This is a genomic window from Pseudomonas sp. PDM09, assembly GCF_014852305.1.
Taxonomy (GTDB): domain Bacteria; phylum Pseudomonadota; class Gammaproteobacteria; order Pseudomonadales; family Pseudomonadaceae; genus Aquipseudomonas.
In genome coordinates this window covers 155,406-176,670 of sequence record NZ_JACVBI010000014.1, presented here as the reverse complement: position 1 = coordinate 176,670, position 21,265 = coordinate 155,406, and the positions used below count along the sequence as shown (strand labels likewise).

Annotated in this window: 14 protein-coding genes and 2 pseudogenes; 11 read left to right on the top strand and 5 right to left on the bottom strand. The window is 60.1% G+C overall.

Translation table 11 applies throughout. The features are described from left to right. The first annotated feature begins 228 nt into the window (after positions 1–228). Both putA and IB250_RS27755 read left to right on the top strand, forming a co-directional pair. Positions 229–4,182, top strand: coding sequence for a trifunctional transcriptional regulator/proline dehydrogenase/L-glutamate gamma-semialdehyde dehydrogenase (gene putA, locus IB250_RS27760; RefSeq protein WP_192346817.1), 3,954 nt, complete (start codon positions 229–231; stop codon positions 4,180–4,182). A 245-nt stretch (positions 4,183–4,427) separates the two neighbouring features. Further along, entirely contained in the window at positions 4,428–6,230 is a 1,803-nt protein-coding gene (locus tag IB250_RS27755; protein ID WP_192346815.1) for an acyl-CoA dehydrogenase, read from the top strand. A 119-nt stretch (positions 6,231–6,349) separates the two neighbouring features. Here the strand turns inward: IB250_RS27755 and IB250_RS29165 are convergent, their stop codons facing one another. The 4 genes and pseudogenes from IB250_RS29165 to IB250_RS27740 form a co-directional block, all read right to left on the bottom strand. Continuing rightward, positions 6,350–7,081 carry a methyl-accepting chemotaxis protein gene (locus IB250_RS29165; RefSeq protein WP_412548359.1) on the bottom strand — a complete coding sequence of 244 codons (732 nt, stop codon included), beginning with the start codon at positions 7,079–7,081 and terminating at the stop codon, positions 6,350–6,352. Positions 7,082–7,216: 135 nt separating this feature from the next. After that, a pseudogene (locus tag IB250_RS29160) lies at positions 7,217–8,239 on the bottom strand (cache domain-containing protein); the annotation flags it as partial. Positions 8,240–8,384: 145 nt separating this feature from the next. Next, complete coding sequence (locus IB250_RS27745) at positions 8,385–8,687, bottom strand: cell division protein ZapA (protein WP_007903196.1); 303 nt, start codon at positions 8,685–8,687, stop codon at positions 8,385–8,387. Continuing rightward, positions 8,684–8,914 carry a hypothetical protein gene (locus tag IB250_RS27740; RefSeq protein ID WP_007903194.1) on the bottom strand — a complete coding sequence of 77 codons (231 nt, stop codon included), beginning with the start codon at positions 8,912–8,914 and terminating at the stop codon, positions 8,684–8,686. The genes IB250_RS27745 and IB250_RS27740 overlap by 4 nt, the downstream gene beginning before the upstream one ends. A 209-nt stretch (positions 8,915–9,123) precedes the next feature. On the opposite strand from IB250_RS27740, the pseudogene IB250_RS29155 reads away from it, so the two are divergent. From IB250_RS29155 to trxC, 6 genes and pseudogenes are all read left to right on the top strand, one after another. Beyond that, positions 9,124–9,960: pseudogene (locus tag IB250_RS29155) on the top strand (MCP four helix bundle domain-containing protein); the annotation flags it as partial. Further along, on the top strand, positions 9,943–10,815 hold the full coding sequence (locus tag IB250_RS29150) for a methyl-accepting chemotaxis protein (protein ID WP_371317140.1): 873 nt from the start codon (positions 9,943–9,945) through the stop codon (positions 10,813–10,815). The pseudogene IB250_RS29155 and the gene IB250_RS29150, both read left to right, overlap by 18 nt. A 244-nt stretch (positions 10,816–11,059) precedes the next feature. Continuing rightward, the gene (locus tag IB250_RS27730) at positions 11,060–12,802 is read left to right on the top strand and encodes a potassium/proton antiporter (RefSeq protein WP_192346809.1); all 1,743 of its coding nucleotides are present in this window, start codon (positions 11,060–11,062) and stop codon (positions 12,800–12,802) included. Positions 12,803–12,836: 34 nt separating this feature from the next. Continuing rightward, positions 12,837–16,187 (top strand): mechanosensitive channel MscK, encoded by a 3,351-nt coding sequence (mscK, locus tag IB250_RS27725; RefSeq protein ID WP_192346807.1) that lies wholly within the window; start codon positions 12,837–12,839, stop codon positions 16,185–16,187. 48 nt (positions 16,188–16,235) lie between these two features. Then, the gene (gene selO, locus IB250_RS27720) at positions 16,236–17,699 is read left to right on the top strand and encodes a protein adenylyltransferase SelO (RefSeq protein ID WP_192346805.1); all 1,464 of its coding nucleotides are present in this window, start codon (positions 16,236–16,238) and stop codon (positions 17,697–17,699) included. 116 nt (positions 17,700–17,815) lie between these two features. Continuing rightward, entirely contained in the window at positions 17,816–18,250 is a 435-nt protein-coding gene (gene trxC, locus IB250_RS27715) for a thioredoxin TrxC (protein WP_192346803.1), read from the top strand. 132 nt (positions 18,251–18,382) lie between these two features. Here the strand turns inward: trxC and IB250_RS27710 are convergent, their stop codons facing one another. Beyond that, a complete protein-coding gene (locus IB250_RS27710; protein WP_123499893.1) occupies positions 18,383–19,153 on the bottom strand; it encodes a ParA family protein in 771 nt (256 codons plus the stop codon). Positions 19,154–19,509: 356 nt separating this feature from the next. On the opposite strand from IB250_RS27710, the gene IB250_RS27705 reads away from it, so the two are divergent. The 3 genes from IB250_RS27705 to IB250_RS27695 are packed head-to-tail and all read left to right on the top strand — an operon-like array spanning position 19,510 to position 21,261. After that, a complete protein-coding gene (locus tag IB250_RS27705; protein ID WP_192346801.1) occupies positions 19,510–20,235 on the top strand; it encodes a beta-ketoacyl synthase chain length factor in 726 nt (241 codons plus the stop codon). Further along, positions 20,211–21,020: a lysophospholipid acyltransferase family protein gene (locus IB250_RS27700; RefSeq protein WP_192346799.1), complete on the top strand. Its 810-nt coding sequence runs from the start codon at positions 20,211–20,213 to the stop codon at positions 21,018–21,020. The genes IB250_RS27705 and IB250_RS27700 overlap by 25 nt, the downstream gene beginning before the upstream one ends. Further along, positions 21,001–21,261, top strand: a complete 261-nt coding sequence (locus IB250_RS27695; protein ID WP_007903179.1) for a phosphopantetheine-binding protein — start codon at positions 21,001–21,003, stop codon at positions 21,259–21,261. Before IB250_RS27700 ends, IB250_RS27695 begins: the two co-directional genes overlap by 20 nt. The last annotated feature ends 4 nt before the right edge of the window (positions 21,262–21,265 follow it).

Sequence of the window (21,265 nt, the reverse complement as noted above, 5' to 3'; positions counted from 1 at the left end):
TTTCCTGAAAAGGGTCGGTTTTTGCTCCTTTTTAGGGCGTTTTTCGGGTTGCGCTAGAAGTAAAAGCACCAAGCCGGCGCGGGAGGGATGTACCAGAATCAGTTTCCTGACGAGCTGCTTATTATTCCGGCAAAAAAAGGGTTGCACCCGGTTGCACCTCGACCGACGCACAGCTAATCTTGCCGCCAGCTGATGCCACGCGGTCGTGGCAAACATGAGGATAAAAATATGGCTACCACCACTCTTGGGGTCAAACTTGACGACCCGACCCGCGAACGCCTCAAGGCCGCCGCGACCTCGATTGATCGCACGCCGCACTGGCTGATCAAGCAGGCAATTTTCAATTACCTGGAAAAACTCGAGGGTGGTGCAACCCTGTCCGAGCTGAACGGTTTGAACGGCAAGGAAGTTGACGAAGCGGGCGAGATCCACGTCGATCACGCTCATCAATGCTTCCTGGAGTTCGCTGAAAGCATCCTCCCGCAATCGGTGCTGCGCGCGTCTATCACTGCCGCCTACCGTCGCCCGGAACCTGAAGTGGTGCCGATGCTGATCGAGCAGGCGCGCCTGCCGGCAGCGATGGCGGAAGCCACCAACAAGCTCGCCGCCTCGATTGCCGAGAAATTGCGCAATCAGAAAAGCGCCGGCGGCCGTGCCGGGATTGTTCAGGGCCTGTTGCAGGAATTTTCCCTGTCGTCCCAGGAAGGCGTAGCGCTGATGTGCCTGGCCGAAGCGCTGTTGCGTATTCCGGACAAAGGCACCCGTGACGCGCTGATCCGCGACAAAATCAGCACCGGCAACTGGCAGCCGCACCTGGGCAACAGCCCGTCGCTGTTCGTCAACGCCGCCACCTGGGGCTTGCTGCTGACCGGAAAACTGGTCGCCACCCACAACGAAGCGGGCCTGACCTCGTCCCTGAGCCGCATCATCGGCAAGAGCGGCGAGCCGATGATCCGCAAGGGCGTCGACATGGCCATGCGCCTCATGGGCGAGCAGTTCGTCACCGGCGAAACCATCGCCGAAGCCCTGGCCAACGCCAGCAAGTTCGAAGCCAAAGGCTTCCGCTATTCCTACGACATGCTGGGTGAAGCTGCACTCACCGAGCATGACGCCCAGAAATACCTGGCCTCGTACGAACAAGCCATTCACTCGATCGGCAAAGCCTCCCACGGTCGTGGGATTTATGAAGGCCCGGGCATTTCGATCAAACTGTCCGCACTGCACCCGCGTTACAGCCGCGCCCAGTACGAGCGCGTGATGGAAGAGCTGTACCCGCGCCTGCTGTCGCTGACCCTGCTGGCCAAGCAATACGACATCGGCCTGAACATCGACGCCGAAGAAGCCGACCGCCTCGAGCTGTCGCTGGATCTACTGGAGCGCCTGTGCTTCGAGCCGCAACTGACCGGCTGGAACGGCATCGGTTTCGTGATCCAGGCTTACCAGAAGCGTTGCCCGTATGTGATCGACTACGTGATCGACCTGGCTCGTCGCAGCCGTCATCGCCTGATGATCCGCCTGGTAAAAGGCGCGTACTGGGACAGCGAAATCAAGCGCGCCCAGGTCGAAGGCCTGGAAGGCTATCCGGTCTACACCCGCAAGGTGTACACCGACGTTTCCTACATCGCCTGCGCCCGCAAGTTGCTGTCGGTGCCGGAAGTCATCTACCCGCAATTCGCCACGCACAACGCCCACACGCTGTCGGCCATTTACCACATTGCCGGTCAGAACTATTACCCGGGTCAGTACGAGTTCCAGTGCCTGCACGGCATGGGTGAACCGCTGTACGAACAGGTTGTAGGCAAAGTTTCCGAAGGCAAGCTGAACCGTCCGTGCCGCGTGTACGCTCCGGTTGGCACGCACGAAACACTGCTGGCGTACCTGGTGCGTCGTCTGCTGGAAAACGGTGCGAACACCTCGTTCGTCAACCGCATCGCCGACCAGTCCATTTCGATTCAGGAGCTGGTGGCCGATCCAGTGGCCAGCATCGAGCAGATGGCTACGCTGGAAGGCGGCTTCGGCCTGCCGCACCCGCGTATCCCGCTGCCGCGTGATCTTTATGGTGCCGAGCGCGCCAACTCCAGCGGCATCGACATGGCCAACGAACATCGTCTGGCTTCCTTGTCCTGCGCCCTGCTGGCAACCGCTCATAACAACTGGAAAGCGGCGCCGATGCTCGGTTGCGCGTCCAGCACTGAAACCCCTGCGCCAGTCCTGAACCCGTCGGATCTGCGTGACGTGGTGGGTCACGTGCAAGAAGCCACCGTCGAAGACGTCGACAACGCAATTCAGTGCGCCCTGAACGCCGCCCCGATCTGGCAGGCCACCCCGCCGGCCGAACGCGCCGCGATTCTGGAACGTGCCGCCGATTTGATGGAAGGCGAGATCCAGCCGTTGATGGGCCTGTTGGCTCGCGAAGCCGGCAAGACCTTCGCCAACGCCATCGCCGAAGTGCGTGAAGCCGTGGACTTCCTGCGTTATTACGCGGTGCAGGCGCGCAACGATTTCACCAACGACGCCCACCGCCCATTGGGTCCGGTGGTCTGCATCAGTCCGTGGAATTTCCCGCTGGCCATCTTCAGTGGTCAGGTCGCTGCTGCCCTGGCCGCCGGTAACCCGGTACTGGCCAAACCTGCGGAACAAACCCCGCTGGTGGCCGCTCAAGCCGTGCGTTTGCTGATCGAAGCCGGTATCCCGGAAGGCGTGCTGCAACTACTGCCGGGCCGTGGCGAAACCGTTGGTGCCCGTCTGGTCGGCGACGATCGGGTCAAAGGCGTGATGTTCACCGGTTCCACCGAAGTCGCGCGTCTGCTGCAGCGCAACGTCGCTGGTCGTCTGGATGCTCAGGGCCGTCCGATTCCGCTGATCGCTGAAACCGGTGGCCAGAACGCGATGATCGTCGACTCCTCGGCGCTGACCGAACAGGTGGTGATCGACGTGGTGTCCTCGGCCTTCGACAGCGCCGGTCAACGTTGCTCGGCGCTGCGGGTACTGTGCCTGCAGGAAGATTCCGCTGACCGTGTCATCGAAATGCTCAAGGGCGCCATGGCTGAATGCCGTCTCGGTAATCCAGAGCGCCTGTCCGTAGACATTGGCCCGGTGATCGACGCCGAAGCCAAGGCCGGCATCGAGAAGCACATCCAGGCCATGCGCGACAAAGGTCGCAACGTGTACCAGGTGGCCATCGCCAACAGCGAAGAAGTCAAACGCGGCACCTTCGTGATGCCGACCCTGATCGAGCTGGAAAGCTTCGACGAACTGCAAAGGGAGATCTTCGGCCCGGTGCTGCACGTGGTTCGCTACAAGCGCAAAGAGATCGATCAACTGATCGGCCAGATCAACGCTTCCGGCTACGGCCTGACCCTGGGCGTACACACTCGCATCGACGAGACCATCGCCAAGGTGATCGACAACGTCAACGCCGGTAACGTCTACGTGAACCGCAACATCGTCGGTGCTGTGGTTGGCGTGCAGCCGTTCGGCGGTGAAGGCCTGTCGGGTACTGGCCCGAAAGCCGGTGGTCCGTTGTACCTGTACCGCTTGCTGTCGACACGTCCTACCGATGCGATCGAACAATCCTTCGCTCGCGGCGATGCTATCGCTGCACCGGACGTCCGTCTGCGTGATGCCATGAGCAAACCGCTGACAGCGCTGAAAACCTGGGCCGACAGCAACAAGTTCGCTGACTTGAGCACCCTGTGCGTACAGTTCGCGGCGCAATCGCAAAGCGGGATCACCCGTGTTCTGGCTGGCCCGACCGGCGAGCGCAACAGCTACGCCATCCTGCCGCGCGAACACGTGCTGTGCCTGGCCGACGTCGAAGGCGATCTGCTGACTCAATTGGCTGCGGTATTGGCCGTGGGCGGCTCGGCGGTATGGCCGGACGCTGAACCGGGCAAGGCCCTGTTCGCACGCCTGCCGAAAGAAATTCAGGCGCGGATCAAGCGGGTTGCCGACTGGACCAAGGACGAAGTGGTGATTGATGCGGTTCTGCATCATGGCCATTCCGACCAGTTGCGTGCGGTGTGCCAGCAAGTGGCCAAGCGTGCCGGTGCGATTGTTGGGGTTCATGGTTTGTCGCAGGGCGAGACCAACATTGCGCTGGAGCGCCTGGTGATCGAGCGGGCGTTGAGCGTTAACACTGCTGCTGCGGGTGGTAATGCCAGTTTGATGACGATCGGTTAAATCGCAATAAGACCGGGCACCTGCAATGGGTGCCTGGTTTGCAAAATCCCTGTGGGAGCGGGCTTGCTCGCGAAGGCGGAGTGTCAGTCGACATCAACATTGACTGATCCACCGCATTCGCGAGCAAGCCCGCTCCCACATTTGATTAGCGGTGCCCGCACCACACCATCACGCTCATCAATCATCCTTTCAGCCCGCCCTCCCCACGCCTAGACTCGGTCCATTCCAAAAGAAGGTAGGCCGCCATGTCCGAGACGTTGCTCAGTTCCCGCAATTTGGCTTTCGAGCTGTATGAAGTCCTTGATGCCGAGGGCCTGACTCAGCGTGAGCGGTTCGCCGAGCACAACCGCGAGACCTTCGATGCGGCTATCGGCACCGCCCGCAGCATCGCCGAGAAGTTCTTCGCCCCGCACAACCGCAAGGGCGACGAGAACGAACCGCGCTATGAGGACGGTCAGGCCATTCTGATTCCGGAAGTGAAACCGGCGGTGGATGCGTTCCTCGAAGCCGGTTTCCTCAACGCCGCGCGCAGTTTCGACGCCGGCGGCATGCAACTTCCTACACTGCTTTCGCAAGCTTGCTTTGCGCACTTTCAGTCGGCCAACGCGGCGTCGACCTCTTACCCGTTCCTGACCATGGGCGCGGCGAACCTGATTGAAAGCTTCGGCACCGATGAGCAGAAGCAGCGCTTCCTGCAACCCATGATCGACGGTCGTTTCTTCGGCACCATGGCACTGACCGAACCCCATGCCGGCTCATCGCTGTCAGATATTCGTACCCGCGCCGAGCCTGCATCCGACGGCACCTATCGACTCAAGGGCAACAAGATCTTCATCTCCGGCGGCGATCACCCTCTGTCGGAAAACATCGTGCACATGGTGCTGGCCAAACTGCCGGACGCACCGGCCGGGGTGAAAGGTATTTCGCTGTTTATCGTGCCCAAGTTCCTGGTCAACGATGACGGTAGCCTGGGCAAACGCAACGACGTGTTGCTGGCCGGGTTGTTCCACAAGATGGGCTGGCGCGGCACCACGTCTACCGCGCTGAACTTCGGCGACAACGGCGAATGTGTCGGCTATCTGGTGGGCAAGCCGCACCACGGTTTGAGCTACATGTTCCAGATGATGAATGAGGCGCGGATCGGCGTCGGTATGGGCGCGGTAATGCTGGGTTACGCCGGGTATCTGTACTCCCTGGAGTACGCTCGCGAGCGTCCGCAAGGTCGCGTCCCCGACAGTAAAGATCCGACCACCGCCCCCGTGGCGATCATTCAGCATGCCGACGTCAAACGCATGCTGCTGACCCAGAAGGCTTATGTCGAAGGCGCGTTCGACCTTGGGTTATACGCGGCGCGACTGTTCGACGACACCACCACGCTTGAGAACGAAGCCGAGCGTAAACAGGCTCATGAGCTATTGGACTTGCTGACACCGATCGTCAAATCCTGGCCGTCGGAGTTTTGCCTGAAGGCCAACGAACTGGCGATCCAGATTCTCGGCGGCCACGGTTACACCCGTGAGTACCCGGTGGAGCAGTATTACCGCGACAACCGTCTGAACCCGATTCATGAAGGCACTCACGGCATTCAGTCGCTGGACTTGCTGGGTCGCAAACTGGCGCAGAACGGTGGTGCGGGGCTCAAGCAATTGATCCGTCTGATTGCCGATACCGCCGAGCGCGCTCAAACGTATGAATCGTTAACCGCGCTGCGTGAGCCGCTGGAGAAATTGGTGGCCCGCCTGCAAACGGTGACCATCGGCCTGTTGACCGATCTGGCCCAAGGCAAGGTCAACAGCAGCCTGGCGAACTCGGCGCTGTACCTGAAAGTGTTCGGGCACACGGTGATTGGCTGGCGCTGGCTGGAACAGGCGATTCGTGCCGAAGAAGGGTTGGCCAAGGGCAATACGGCGGATGTGAGCTTCTATAAAGGCAAGCTGCAGGCGGCGCGGTATTTTCTGACCTGGGAAGTACCGGGTTGCCACCATGAACTGGCGATTCTTGAGGCGCGGGATGATGTGTGTCTGGGCATGCAGGATGAGTGGTTCTGACACCCGCTCACTGATCGTTCCCACGCTCTGCGTGGGAATGCCTCAGGGGACGCTCCGCGTTCCAATGGGACGCGGAGCGTCCCGGGCTGCATTCCCACGCAGAGCGTGGGTACGATCGGTCAGGTGAGTTTGAAACTGCCCATCTGCCGCGCCAGATCATCCGCCAACCGCTGCAACATCTGACAATCCTCACGACAAGCCCTGACTTCCCCCGCCGTAGCCCGGGCCAAATCAGAGATCCCCTGGACGTTGCGATTGATCTCTTCCGTCACCGCCGACTGCTCTTCCGTCGCCGTGGCCACCTGATGGTTCATGTCGCTGATGCGCTCGACCTGCCCGGTTATCGCCGTCAACGACGCCCCGGTGCGCTGGCTCGACTCAACACCGGTGCCGGTCGCCGCTTGCCCGGCGTGCATGGAAGACACCGCATTCTCCGCGCCCTGCTTGAGGCTGCCGATCATCTGCTGAATCTCGTCGGTGGACGACTGAGTCCGCCGCGCCAATGTCCGCACTTCATCGGCCACCACCGCAAACCCGCGCCCCATGTCCCCGGCCCGCGCCGCTTCGATGGCCGCGTTCAAAGCCAAAAGGTTGGTTTGCTCGGAAATCCCGCGAATCACCGCCAACACCTGATCGATGGACGCCACTTGATGGGCCAACTCGCCCACCGCACCGGCAGCAATACCAATCTCGTCGGACATGCTTTCGATATGCCGAATCGACCCACCCACCACTACCCGCGCCTGAAGTGCTTCATCCCGCGCGGTTTGCGAAGCGACGGCTGCATTGCCAGCGTTCTGCGCGATCTCCTGTACGGTCAGGCCCATCTCGTGGACAGCGGTGGCGACCATGTCGGTCATTTCCTGCTGACGGCCCGAGCGTTCGGCCGTGTTATCCACCACCCGCGCCACTTGGCCGACCGCCGTGCGCAAGCGCTCACTGGTGGCCAGGACTTCGCCGATCATGTCGCGCTGACTCTCCAGGAACCGATTGAAGCCGCGAGCGAGGTCACCCAGTTCATCGGCGCGGCTGGAATCTAACCTGTGGGTCAAATCTCCACCACCGCTACCGATGGCTACCAGCGCCGCTGTTACCTGACGAATCGGTCGCACCAACCCACGAGCGAGCAACACCACCAGCAACAGGCAAACCAGTGCCACCGCCAGGCCGATACCACTGCTCATCCACATCGCGCGACGGGCTTCAGCGTAGATCTGCGACTGCGGCACTTCGGCCACCAGGGTCCAGCCCAGATCACGCAGCGGCAGGCTCAATGCCAGAAAATCTTCGCCATCGCGGACAAAGCTGCTAGTGGCGCCTCTTTGCCCCATGACCGCTTGCGCCGCCGTGGCGCCGATCTGCTCGACCAGCGTGCGTTTGCCGCTGAACTGCGTCTCGGGGTGAATCTGGATCAAACCGTCGGAGCGCACGAGATAGACCTTGCCGCGTTCACCGAAGTTGAAATTCTGGATCAGCTCCGACAACTCTTTCATGCTCAGGCCCAGCCCGGCGACGCCCACGACTTTGCCGGCCTGCTCGACCTTGAGGTCGATGAACAGCGCCAACTCACCGGTGGCGGTGTCATTGTCGATATTGAGGGTGCGCGGCTGATTGCTGTCGAGGAACGAATAGAACCAGGCGTCGTTGGGATTGGAACGGCTGAGCGTCCGGTCGAGGCCTTTTTCAGTGAAGTAATGGCTTGAAGCGGCCCCGATAATCAGCGCGGTAAAGGCTTTATGTTCGGCGCGGATGCCTTCCAGATAGTTCACGAAGGTGTCGGTCTGGGCGCTGTTCTCGCCCCCGGCCAACCAGTCGCGCACCATGCTGTTACTGGCGATGTCTTTCGCGGCGGTAAGAGGTTGAACGAGGATTCGTTCGATGTCGTTGCGCATCGCTTCGATGCTCGACGGCAGCGCTTGTTCGACCAGGTAGCGCTGGGCGAGGCGGTTGACCACGAGGGTATAAACGCCAACCACGATCAGAATACTGACCAGCAGGGCGGTGCCCATGCTCAGGATCAACTGCCATTGAATACTGCGTCGCCAGAACTGCATGGAGCACCCCCAAAGAATAAGAGGCTGAAACACTGCAACAGCCATGCCGATTGTATACAACTCAAACGACAATTTATTCTTTGGTTGTGCGCAAAGCTGATCAGGCCTGATTGATGGTCTTGGCGATCACTTCAACCGTGGCGCTGACTTGCTCTTGGTAACGGTCGAGTTCTTGCTGGTGACGCTTTTGCATTTCGATCTGCTGCGAGCACAGATTCATCGCCGCCAGCACCAGCAAGCGGTCACCGATCAGCGTCGGGTATTTCTTTTTGGTCTCGGCCAAGGCGGCCTTCAACATTAATGCGGCGTCCAGCAGGGTCTGCTCTTCCCCGGCCGGCGCCTTGATCGAATAGTCTTCCCCCAGAATCGAGACGACTTTTACCCCTGCGGCGCCGTAACTCATGCGCTGACAGGGCCGGCGCTGACGCGCTCAACCAAGGCCTGAATGCGTGCGGCGGTGGCGCCTTGCTTCTCTTCCTGCTCCATCAGGCTCAGTTGCAGGCTTTCGTTTTCATCCTTGACCTGGGCCAGTTCTGCACTCAGGGATTGATTGGTGCCGAGCAGGGTCTGATTCTGCTGCACCAGGTCGCTGACCAGTTGTTCCAATTGGCTTAGGGATGCTTCCAACATTTTGATTTTCCGGGCATTTTCAAAGGGCGCGTACGATAAAGAAAAGTCACCATTGACGCCAGGGTTATTCGGGCGCAAGGCCTTGATTTTGCTGGCGGGCGACCGTCCTCGCGAGTCTTAAAGACTGTGTTTGGCGGCTCTGGTTCCTGCACTTCGTCGCCGCGGGCCTTCTGCGACAAAAGCGCGCAGCGTCTCAAGACTTTAGTCGTATGACCGATAAGCCATGCATACAGCAGTCTCAGCCCCGCACGGATGCGCTTTTTTCGGTGAACACCATGTCTTTACGAAATATGAATATCGCACCGCGGGCGTTCCTCGGTTTTGCCTTGATTGGCAGCTTGATGCTGGTTCTGGGAGTGTTCGCGCTGAACCAGATGAGCAAGATTCGCGGCGCCGCCGAGGAAATCACCTCGAACAGCGTACCGAGCATCAAAAGCCTCGACGAGTTCACTCAGCTGACCTTGCGCCTGCGCGTCCTGTCTTACCGTTTGCTGGTGAACCGCGAGCCGGACGTCCAGCAGAAAACCATGGACCTGCTGGAAACCCGTAATCAGCAGATTCGATCGGCTCAAGCCGTCTACGAAAAACTGATCGCCAGCCCGCAGGAACGTGCGGCCTATGATCAGTATGTGCAGTTGCTGGGGCAGTATCGCCAGATCGAAGACCGGATGAAGAGCCTGTCGCGCAACAATCAGATCGACGAACTGCGCACGCTGCTCAATACCGATTTGCTGACGAACTCTGAAGCCGTCAACTCCGTGCTCAACCGTTTGCTGGAGATCAATACTCAGCAGACCCTCGACACCAATCAGCAAGCCGTCGACCAATACGCCTCGGCCTTCAACCTGACGGTGACCCTGCTGGTCATCGCCACCGGCCTGACTCTGCTATTCGCCTGGCTGCTGACCAACAGCATCACCAAGCCAATCGCCAATGCCCTGAGCGCCGCCGAAGAAATCGCCGAAGGCAACCTGACGCGCCCGATCACGGTCGACGGTGAAGACGAAGCCGGTCGCCTGCTGGCCGCCATGGCGAAAATGCAGGAAAAACTGCGTGACACCCTGCAACGGATTTCCGGTTCGGCCACGCAACTGGCGTCCGCCGCGGAAGAGCTCAACAGCGTCACCGATGAAAGCGCCCGTGGCCTGACTCAGCAGAACAACGAAATCGAACAGGCCGCCACCGCCGTCAATGAAATGACCAGCGCCGTGGAAGAAGTCGCCCGCAACGCCGTGAGCACCTCCGAAGCCTCGAAAAACGCCACCACTTCGGCTGGCGACGGTCGTGACCTGGTACAGGAAACCGTGAGTGCCATCGAGCGCATGAGCGCCGATGTACAGAGCACCGCCACCCTGATCGGTGATCTGGCCAACGAGTCGCGGGATATCGGCAAGGTGCTTGACGTGATTCGCGGCTTGGCCGACCAGACCAACCTGTTGGCGTTGAACGCTGCCATCGAAGCAGCCCGTGCCGGTGAAGCCGGTCGTGGTTTCGCAGTCGTTGCCGACGAAGTGCGTGCCCTTGCCCATCGCACCCAGCAGTCGACCAGCGAAATCGAACGCATGATCGGCAGTATCCAGAGCGGCACCGAACACGCCGTGGATTCGATGCGCAACAGCACCGAACGCGCTGAATCGACCTTGAACATCGCCCGTGGTGCAGGTATGTCGCTGGACACTATTAATAGCGCCATCGTCGAAATCAACGAACGCAACCTGGTGATCGCCAGCGCGGCCGAAGAGCAGGCGCAGGTGGCCCGTGAAGTGGACCGCAATCTGGTGAACATTCGTGACCTGTCGGTGCAATCGGCCACGGGCGCCAACCAGACGAGCGCGGCCAGCAACGAGCTGTCGCGCCTGGCGCTGGACCTGAACAACATGGTTGGGCGGTTTAGCCTGTAACCTCACCCCATGATCGTTCCCACGCTCTGCGTGGGAATGCAGCCCGGGACGCTCTGCGTCCCAAAAAGCGGACGCGGAGCGTCCGTTGAGGCGTTCCCACGCAGAGTGTGGGAACGATCACCGTCCCTGCACCGCCCTGCTGCAAAAGCTTTTTGACAGCATCACATTTCAACAGGTTAGAATCGCTGGCACGCAGACTGCATGGTCAGTTTGTGCCCGCCTTTAGCTTTCTGGAGTACTGCCTTTGAATGCGACGACCATCAACAGCCTGTTCTTGATCGGCGCGTTGCTGGTAGGTGCGAGCATTCTGGTGAGCTCACTTTCATCGCGCCTCGGTATCCCGATTCTGGTGATCATCCTCGCGGTGGGCATGTCGGCCGGTGTCGACGGTGCCGGCATTATTTTCGATAACTACCCCACCGCTTATCTGGTCGGCAACCTCGCCCTCGCAGTGATCCTGCTCGACGGCGGCTTGCGTACCCGGGTGGCGAGTTTTCGCGTGGCGTTATGGCCGGCGCTGTCGCTGGCCACGGTCGGGGTATTGATTACCACCGGACTGACCGGAATGGCGGCGGCGTGGTTGTTCGACCTCAATATGATTCAGGGCCTGCTGATCGGCGCCATCGTCGGCTCCACCGACGCCGCGGCCGTGTTCTCGCTGCTTGGCGGCAAGGGCCTGAACGAACGGGTGAGCGCGAGCCTGGAAATCGAATCCGGCAGCAACGATCCGATGGCGGTGTTCCTCACCGTGACCCTGATCGACATGCTCGCCAGCGGCGAGACGGGCCTGCACTGGAGTCTGCTGGGGCATTTGGTGCGTGAGTTCGGCATCGGCGGCGTGATCGGCCTCAGTGGTGGTTGGCTCATGCTGCAACTGGTCAACCGTATCAATCTGGCCACCGGCCTTTATCCGATTCTGGTGATTGCTGGCGGATTGGTCGTGTTTGCCCTGACCAACGCCCTGCACGGCAGCGGCTTTTTGGCGGTGTACCTGTGTGGCCTGGTGATCGGCAACCGCCCGGTCCGCAGTCGCCACGGCATTTTGCACATGCTCGACGGCATGGCCTGGCTGGCGCAGATCGGCATGTTCCTGGTGCTGGGGCTGTTGGTTACGCCCCATGACCTGCTGCCGATTGCCTTGCCTGCACTGGGCCTGGCGCTGTGGATGATTCTGTTTGCCCGCCCGCTGTCAGTGCTGGTCGGCCTGTTGCCCTTCAAGGCGTTCCATGGCCGCGAGAAGGCATTCATTTCCTGGGTCGGCCTGCGCGGTGCCGTACCGATCATTCTGGCGGTGTTCCCATTGATGGCGGGGCTACCCAATGCTCAGCTCTACTTCAATCTGGCGTTCTTTATCGTCTTGGTGTCGCTGCTGGTGCAAGGCACAAGCCTGCCTTGGGTTGCCAAGCTTTTGAAAGTGACCGTCCCGCCAGAGCCTTTGCCGATCTCCCGATCGGCGCTGGAAGTGCATGTCACCAGCGAGTGGGAGCTGTTCGTGTATCGCCTCGGTGCCGAAAAATGGTGCATTGGATCCCCTCTTCGCGAGCTGAAAATGCCCGAAGGCACCCGTATCGCGGCCCTGTTTCGCGGCCAACAACTGCTCCATCCGTCGGGTAGTACGGTGCTCGAAGTCGATGATTTGCTCTGCGTCATCGGCCATGAGCACAACCTTCCGGCCCTCGGAAAACTCTTCAGTCAGGCTCCGCAACGGGGTCTGGATTTGCGCTTCTTCGGCGACTTCGTACTCGAAGGAGATGCCCAGCTGGGCGCGGTTGCTGCCTTGTACGGGTTGAAAGTCGAAGGCATCGATCCGAACATGTCCCTGGGCCACTTCATTGCCCAGAAAGTAGGCGGTGCGCCGGTAGTCGGCGACCAGGTGGAATGGAACAACACCCTCTGGACCGTCGCTGTCATGGAAGGGAACAAGATTGGTAAGGTAGGCGTCAGATTCCCCGAAGGAAGTCGCCCCGGCCCCGGCCTGTTCCTCTAAACTCCACACTTCGTCTCGTTTTCGATCGGTCTTTATGTCAACTCTGCGCACCTTTTTTATCATGGCCCTGCTGGGCTTGAGTCTTTCCATCAGCACGCTGCAAGCCGCCGAACCGCCGTCCAGCGAAGCCGTGCAGGCGAGCCTGGACAAGATCGCCGAGCGCAAACTGCCGGAAGCCGATCAAAAGGCCCTGCAAGCGGTCTTGCAGAGCACGCTCACCCAGCTCAACAACCAGCGCGATTACGATCAGAAGCTGATTGATCTCAAGCAGCAGCTGGCCAATGCGCCAAAGCAGAACATCGAGAACCAGCGCGAACTGACCCGCCTCAAGGCCACCAAAGTGGTGCCGGTGGCGCAACGCTATACCAAAGAAACCATTCAGCAGCTTGAGCAATTGCTGACCGAGCGCTCCACCCAGCAAAGCGATCTGCAGAAAGCCCTGGCCGAAGCGAACAGCCTGATCATCACCGCCCAGACTCGCCCCGAGCGCGCCCAGGCCGAAATATCTGCCAGCCAGACACGCATCCAGCAGATCAACAACATCCTCAAGCTCGGCAAGGACAGCGGCAAGACCTTGACCGCCGAGCAACGCGATCAGCTCAACGCCGAACTCGCGGCGCTGAACGCCTTGATCCCGCTGCGTCGCCAGGAACTGGCCGGCAACAGCCTGTTGCAGGATTTGGGCAACAGCCAGCATGACCTGCTCACGGAAAAATCCAATCGCCTGGATCAGGAGATCCAGGAACTGCAAACCCTGATCAACCAGAAGCGCCTGGCCCAGTCTCAAGAGACCGTCACTCAGCAGTCCATCGAAGCGCAGAAGGCCGGCGGCAGCAGCCTGCTGGCCACCGAAAGCGCGGCCAACCTGAAGCTCTCCGACTACCTGCTCAAAAGCACCGACCGTCTCAACGAAGTCACCCAACAGAACCTGCAGACCAAGCAGCAACTGGACAGCGTGACCCAGAGCGACTCGGCGCTGGACGAACAGATCAATGTGCTCAAGGGCAGCCTGCTACTCTCCAAGATTCTGTACAAACAAAAACAGGCCCTGCCGCGCCTCAAACTCGACCGCGACCTTGCCGACCAGATCGCCGACATTCGCCTGTATCAGTTCGAAGTCAGCCAGCAGCGGGAATTGCTCAGCAACCCGACAACCTATGTCGACAACTTGCTGGCGACTCAACAGCCAGAGCAAGTCACCCCGCAACTGCGCAAGAGCCTGCTGGAACTGGCCACCACCCGCGCGGACCTGCTGGAGCGCTTGAATCGCGAATTGAGCGCCGTGCTCAACGAATCCATCACGTTGCAACTCAATCAGAAACAGCTGCTCAGCACCGCGCAAAGCCTGAGGGCGACGCTGGATGAGCAAATGTTCTGGATTCCCAGCAACAAGCCGCTGGATCTTGAGTGGATATACGCCGTGCCGGAGCGCCTGGAGCGTCAGGTCACTACCCTGCCATGGGCCTCGAGCGTGAGCGAGCTGACCGATGGCCTGACCCAGAGGCCGCTGCTGTTCCTGCCGCTGGCCTTTCTGATCGGAGCGCTGCTGTGGCGCCGAAAAAACCTGTATGCCCGCCTGAACAAAGTTCACCTGGATATCGGCCATTTCAAGCGCGACAGCCAGTGGCACACACCGCAAGCGATTCTGATCAACATCCTGCTGGCGATGCCGGTATCCCTGGGTCTGGCCTTGTGCGGCCTGGCGTTGCAGATCGACGCCCGCGGACAGAACGCCAATATGGGCGCGGCGCTGCTGCAAATGGCCCAGGCCTGGCTGGTGTTCTACACCGCCTACCGCATCCTCGCGCCGGGCGGCGTGGCCGAATTGCATTTCCGCTGGGAAAAACCGCAGGTCGAATTCCTTCAAGGCTGGATACGCCGACTCGGCCTGGTAGTGATGGCCCTGGTGGCGGTGGTGGCGGTCGCCGAGTTGCAACCGGCGATACTGGCCGATGACGTGCTCGGCATGCCGGTGGTGCTGACTTGCTACGCCTTGATGGCCTGGCTACTCAGCCGCCTGCTGGTCAGCAGCCCGACTCACCAGAACGCTTCACTATTCCGCAAGGCCGTGGGTGTTCTGTTCACAGCCCTGCCAATCGCGTTGTTCGTCGCCGTGTGCTTTGGCTACTACTACACCGCGCTGAAACTCAGCGACCGGTTGATCAACACGCTGTACTTGCTGATGTTCTGGCTGGTGATCGAAGCGACCTTCGTCCGTGGTCTCAGCGTTGCGGCACGGCGCCTGGCCTATCAACGCGCCCTGGCCAAACGTCAGGCCGCTAAAGAGGCCGGCGACGGCGAAGCGGTGATCGAAGAGCCGACCCTGGACATCGAGAAGGTCAACGAGCAGTCCCTGCGCCTGATTCGCCTGGCCCTGCTCGGCGGTTTCATCGCGGCGCTGTATTGGGTCTGGTCGGACCTGATCTCGGTGTTCTCGTACCTGGACAACATCACCCTCTACGAATACACCAGCGGCACCGGCGCCAACATGAGCATGGTGCCGATCAGCATCGGCGACATGCTCGGCGCGCTGATCATCATCGGCATCACCTTTGCGCTGGCGCGCAACCTGCCGGGCTTGCTGGAAGTGTTTGTGCTGTCGAAGCTGAACCTGGCCCAAGGCAGTTCCTACGCCACGACCACCCTACTGTCCTATGTGATTGCTGGCGTCGGTTTCGTCTCGACCCTGTCCACGCTCGGCGTGAGTTGGGACAAGTTGCAATGGCTGGTGGCCGCACTGTCGGTCGGCCTCGGTTTCGGGATGCAGGAGATCTTCGCCAACTTCATCTCCGGCATCATGATCCTGTTCGAACGCCCGGTGCGGATCGGCGACACCATCACCATCGGCAACCTGTCGGGCACAGTGAGCAAGATCCGCATCCGCGCCACGACCATCACCGACTTCGACCGCAAGGACATCATCGTCCCGAACAAGACGTTCATTACCGGACAACTGATCAACTGGTCCCTGACCGACACCATCACCCGGGTCACCCTCAAGCTCGGTGTCGACTACGGCTCGGACCTGGACCTGGTGAAAGAGCTGCTGCTCAAGGCTGCCCGGGATAACCCGCGCGTACTGAAGGATCCGGAACCCCACGTGTACTTCCTGAACTTCGGCGAAAGCACCCTCGATCACGAGTTGCGTATGCATGTGCGCGACCTCGGCGATCGCAACCCGGTGCTCGATGAGGTCAACCGCTTTATCAATCGCGAGTTCAAGAAGCAGCACATCAACATCTCGTTCCGGCAGATGGAGGTCTACCTCAAGAACCTTCATGGCCAGGAATACAAGATGGTGCCGATCGAGCCGGAAACCAAAACCATCGTGCCGGTGGTCGACAGCAAACCGCGGCGCGAACCGCCACCTGTCGAACTCGACTAACCGCGCTATCCCTAGCAGAATGCTCGGACATTCTGCTGGAGATGGCCGTTGAAAGCCCTCGACGAACTGACCTTCGACAATCGCTTCGCCCGTCTGGGCGATGCGTTCTCAACCCATGTGCTGCCCGAGCCCATCGCCGCTCCGCGACTGGTGGTCGCCAGCCCCTCCGCCATGGCGTTGCTGGACCTGGACCCGGCCGTGGCCGAGACGCCGGTATTCGCCGAACTGTTCGGCGGCCACAAGCTGTGGGCCGAAGCCGAGCCGCGGGCGATGGTCTATTCCGGCCATCAGTTCGGCTCTTACAACCCACAGTTGGGCGACGGTCGTGGCCTGTTACTGGGCGAGGTCTATAACAACGCCGGCGAGCATTGGGACCTGCACCTCAAGGGCGCCGGTCAGACGCCCTATTCGCGCATGGGCGATGGACGGGCGGTGCTGCGTTCGTCGATCCGCGAATTTCTCGCCTCCGAAGCCCTGCATGCCCTGAACATTCCCACCACTCGCGCGCTGTGCGTGATCGGCTCCGACACGCCGGTCTGGCGCGAGAAACAGGAACGCGCAGCCATGGTCCTGCGCTTGGCGCCGAGCCATGTGCGCTTCGGGCATTTCGAATTTTTCTACTACACCAAGCGTCCCGAGCAACAGAAAGAACTTGGCGACCATGTGCTGGCCATGCATTTCCCGCATTGCCTGGAACAGCCGGAACCGTATCTGGCGATGTTCCGCCAAATCGTCGAGCGCAATGCCGAACTGATCGCCAAATGGCAGGCCTATGGGTTCTGCCACGGCGTGATGAACACGGACAACATGTCGATCCTGGGCATCACCTTCGACTTCGGCCCGTTCGCCTTCCTCGACGACTTCGACGCCCACTTCATCTGCAACCACTCCGATGACCAGGGCCGTTACTCCTTCAGCAACCAGGTGCCGATCGGCCAGTGGAACCTCAGCGCCCTCGCCCAGGCCCTGACGCCGTTCATCAGCGTCGAAGCCCTGCGTGAAACCCTCGGCCTGTACCTGCCGCTGTTCCAGGCCCACTACCTGGACCTGATGCGCCGCCGCCTCGGTCTAACCACTGCCGAAGACGACGACCAGAAACTGCTGGAACACCTGCTGCAACTGATGCAGAACAGCGGCGTCGATTACAGCCTGTTCTTCCGCCGCCTCGGCGACGAATCACCGGCGCAGGCCCTCGCCCGTTTACGCGATGACTTCGTCGACCTCAAGGGTTTCGATGCGTGGGGCGAGCTTTACATCGCCAGGGTTGCCCGTGAAGGCGTGGTTGACCAGGAACAACGCCGCACGCGCATGCATGCGGTCAATCCGCTGTACATCCTGCGTAACTATCTGGCGCAAAAAGCCATCGATGCGGCGGAAAGTGGCGACTATGCAGAAGTTCGTCGTTTGCACGCAGTATTGAGTAATCCGTTCGAGGAGCAGCCTGGAATGGAGAGCTATGCCGAGCGGCCGCCGGAGTGGGGCAAGCATCTGGAGATCAGTTGTTCGTCGTGAGTGCAGACAGGCCCTTTTCGCAACCGAAGAAAATAATGGTCTGAAACCTGTCTCCTTGATAAAGACCACCTTCAACTCCAGATCAGTTCCATAGACTGCCCGACTGAGAGCCAATCATGACCGAGCCACTCCTCATCCCCTGCCCCCACTGCAACGGCCTGAACCGCATCCCCGCCGAGCGCCTCAACGATCATCCAAAATGCGGTCGCTGCAAGGCCGAGGTCTTGCTGAACAAACCGTTCGAATTGAAACAAGGCGATTACGCCAGTCAGATCAAGGGCGACCTGCCATTGCTGGTGGATGTGTGGGCGGACTGGTGCGGGCCATGCAAGTCGTTTGCGCCGGTGTTCGCGCAGGCGGCGGGGCAGCTGGCGGGCAAGTGTCGGCTGGCCAAGCTGGACAGCGAGGCGAATCAGCAGTTGTCGGCGCAGTTGGGGATTCGCTCGATCCCGAGCCTGATTCTGTTCAAGAACGGCCGGGAAGTGGCTCGCCAGAGCGGGGCATTCCCGTTACCGCAGTTGATGAGCTGGTTGCGTAGTCAGGGGATTTGAATACAACACGATGCCAAATGTGGGAGCGGGCTTGCTCGCGAAAGCGGTCTATCAATCAGCGATGACGTTGACTGTATGACCCCTTCGTGAGCAAGCCCGCTCCCACATGGGTTCTGCGCCAACAACAGCGATTCAGGCATTTTCCAGAAGGTTGTGCAGATCGACAAATTGCAGAGTCAGTTTGTGCCGTGGGTCGAGATGGATCAGCGGCGTGTTGGCCTGATGGGATTCGCGCATCCGCACTGAACTGGCCAGGTACACCGGCAACACCGGTAGCCCTTCGGCGATCAATTCATCGAGGATTTGCTGAGGCAAACTGGCGCGGGCCTGGAACTGGTTGACGACAATGCCTTCAACCTCCAGCCCTTCGTTGTGGTCCTCCTTCAATTCTTCGATTTCCGCCAGCAGACCATACAGCGCTTGACGCGAGAAACTGTCGCAATCGAAGGGAATCAGCACACGATCAGCGGCGATCAACGCCGACACAGCATAAAAATTCAGCGCTGGCGGTGTATCGAGGTAGATTCGGTCGTAATCGCCGTCCAGTTCCTCGAGCAATTTTCGCAGTTTGTTGATCTTGTGCTTGGCCTCAAGCTTGGGCTGCAAGTCAGCCAGCTCGGCGGTGGCGGTAACGACGTGAAGGTTGTCGAATGGAGTTTCGTAAATATCGACCTGGTTTTTCTTCGAGAACGGCCCGGAAGACAAAGTCTGCTTGAAGAAGTCAGCGATCCCCATCGGGATATCGTCACCGGTGAGTCCCGTCAGGTATTGAGTGGAGTTGGCCTGGGCATCGAGATCCACCAACAGCGTGCGATAGCCTTCGCTGGCGCTGACCGCCGCCAGATTGCAGGCAATACTTGACTTGCCCACGCCACCTTTCTGATTGAACACCACGCGCCGCATGTCAAAACCTCCGTGTATCAAAGAATGACCGAGTGTAGTAGTCCACGGCGCTGCTTAGCTACCTCGCTGGCATCGGGACTACACAGTCATTGGTAATTTCCATCGGAAAACGCCGCCAACTCGCCCATCGACAGCCGATAAGCTGACAGACATGTCCGGCGCAACGTGGATAATGGCCAAACGACAGCTTTCTGGCGAACCAGACGGTACATTTCGTTGCACAAAATGTAACCAGCATTTGCTACACGCCCGCCGCACCGGGATAATGCGCGCCACTCGGCGTTAAGCGCCACGTAAGGTCTGCCGCGATTTTTGCGACTCACCGCGTCAAAAGGAAGCCCGCAGGGGCGGGATGAATGTCTGTGATCAACTTCAACATCGCCCAATGGCGCGCGTGGGCCCCCGGGCTTGAAAGCGTGGATGACTGGCAGGCCTGGAGCCGGCAACCGATCGTGCTCGAGCGCAGCGATGCCGCCCCCGATGTGTCGTTTCTGCCGGCCATGCAGCGTCGGCGACTCAGCCGTCTGGCGCGGATGGCGTTCAGCGTCGGCTGGCCTTTGGCCGATGGTCGCCAGGACCTACCGTTGGTCTTTATTTCCCGCCATGGCGAAACCCCGCGCACCTTCGACATTCTCAGCGATCTGGCGACTGATCAACCGTTGTCGCCCACTCAGTTCAGCTTGTCGGTGCACAACGCGGTGATCGGCCTGTGGTCGATCATGCGTGGCGAAACCAGCGAAATGACCGCCCTCGCTGCGGCTGGCGATGGCCTTGAACACGGCATGCTAGAGGCGGCGGCGCTGCTTGAGGAAGGCGCGCCCGCGGTACTGCTGATAGTGACAGAAGAGCAACCGCCCGCAGCCTACTCGGCCTGGATCGACGATGTGCCATTCCCCTACGCGGTGGGCCTGTTGATTACGCCCGGCAATGAGTGGCAGCTGTCGCTGAACAGCACCTCGCAAGCGTTGTCCAAAACCCACTGGCCCCATGCCCTGAACCTGTTGCGTACCCTGCTCGGCCAGCAAACGACCTGCCAACATGCCTGGAAAAATCGTGTATGGACCTGGCAACGCAACCTGTGACCGATAAAAACCGCGACGCCTATTACTGGCGCCTGCTGGCCACTGCCGCAAGCTTCACCCTGTTCGGGTTGGGCGGGCTATGCCTGCGACTGGTGGTATTCCCGCTGCTGAGTTACCTGCCGGGAGACGCTCAGGCCCATCGTCAGCGTGCCCGACAGACAGTGAGCCGCTGTTTCTGGTTTTTCATTCGGTTCATGGCTCGCACTGGCGTGCTGACTTATGACATCCAGGGCGCGGAAAAACTCGGACGGCCAGGGCAAATGATCGTTGCCAATCACCCCTCGTTGATCGATGTGGTGTTTTTGATCGGCCTGGTGGGCCACTCCAACTGTGTGGTCAAGAAAAGCCTCTGGGAAAACCCGTTCACCCGCGCCCCGCTACGCCGCACCGATTACATCAGCAACGATGGCAGCATGGATATGCTCGACGCCGCTGCCGACGCGTTGAAAAGCGGTCAGACCCTGATCATCTTTCCCGAGGGCACCCGCACCCAACCCGGTAAACCGCCGGCCTTTCATCGGGGGGGCGCGGCAATCGCCCTGCGCGGTGCGAGAATCCTCACCCCGGTGATCATCAAGGTCAGCCCGACCACATTGACCAAGGCCGAACCCTGGTATCGGATTCCCAAACGCCGCGTGCACTTCAGTTTTCGCGTTGGGGCCGATATAGACCCACAGGCCTTCGCTACGCAGGGGCCTGCACCTCAGGCCTCGCGCAAGCTCAATGACTATTTGCACCATTACTTTATTAAGGAGCTCGCCGAAGATGAGCGATCTGCACCGTGAGATAAAAGAACTGATCATCGAAGCCCTGGGCCTCGAAGACATCAGCGTCGACGACATCGGCGACAACCAGACGCTGTTCGGCGAAGGCCTGGGCCTGGACTCGGTAGACGCCCTGGAACTTGGCTTGGCCATCCAGAAAAAGTACGGCATCAAAATCGATGCCGACGCCAAGGACACCCGTAATCACTTCACCAACGTGGCGAGCCTTGCGGCGTTCGTCACTGCAAAACAGGCAGCTTGAGACC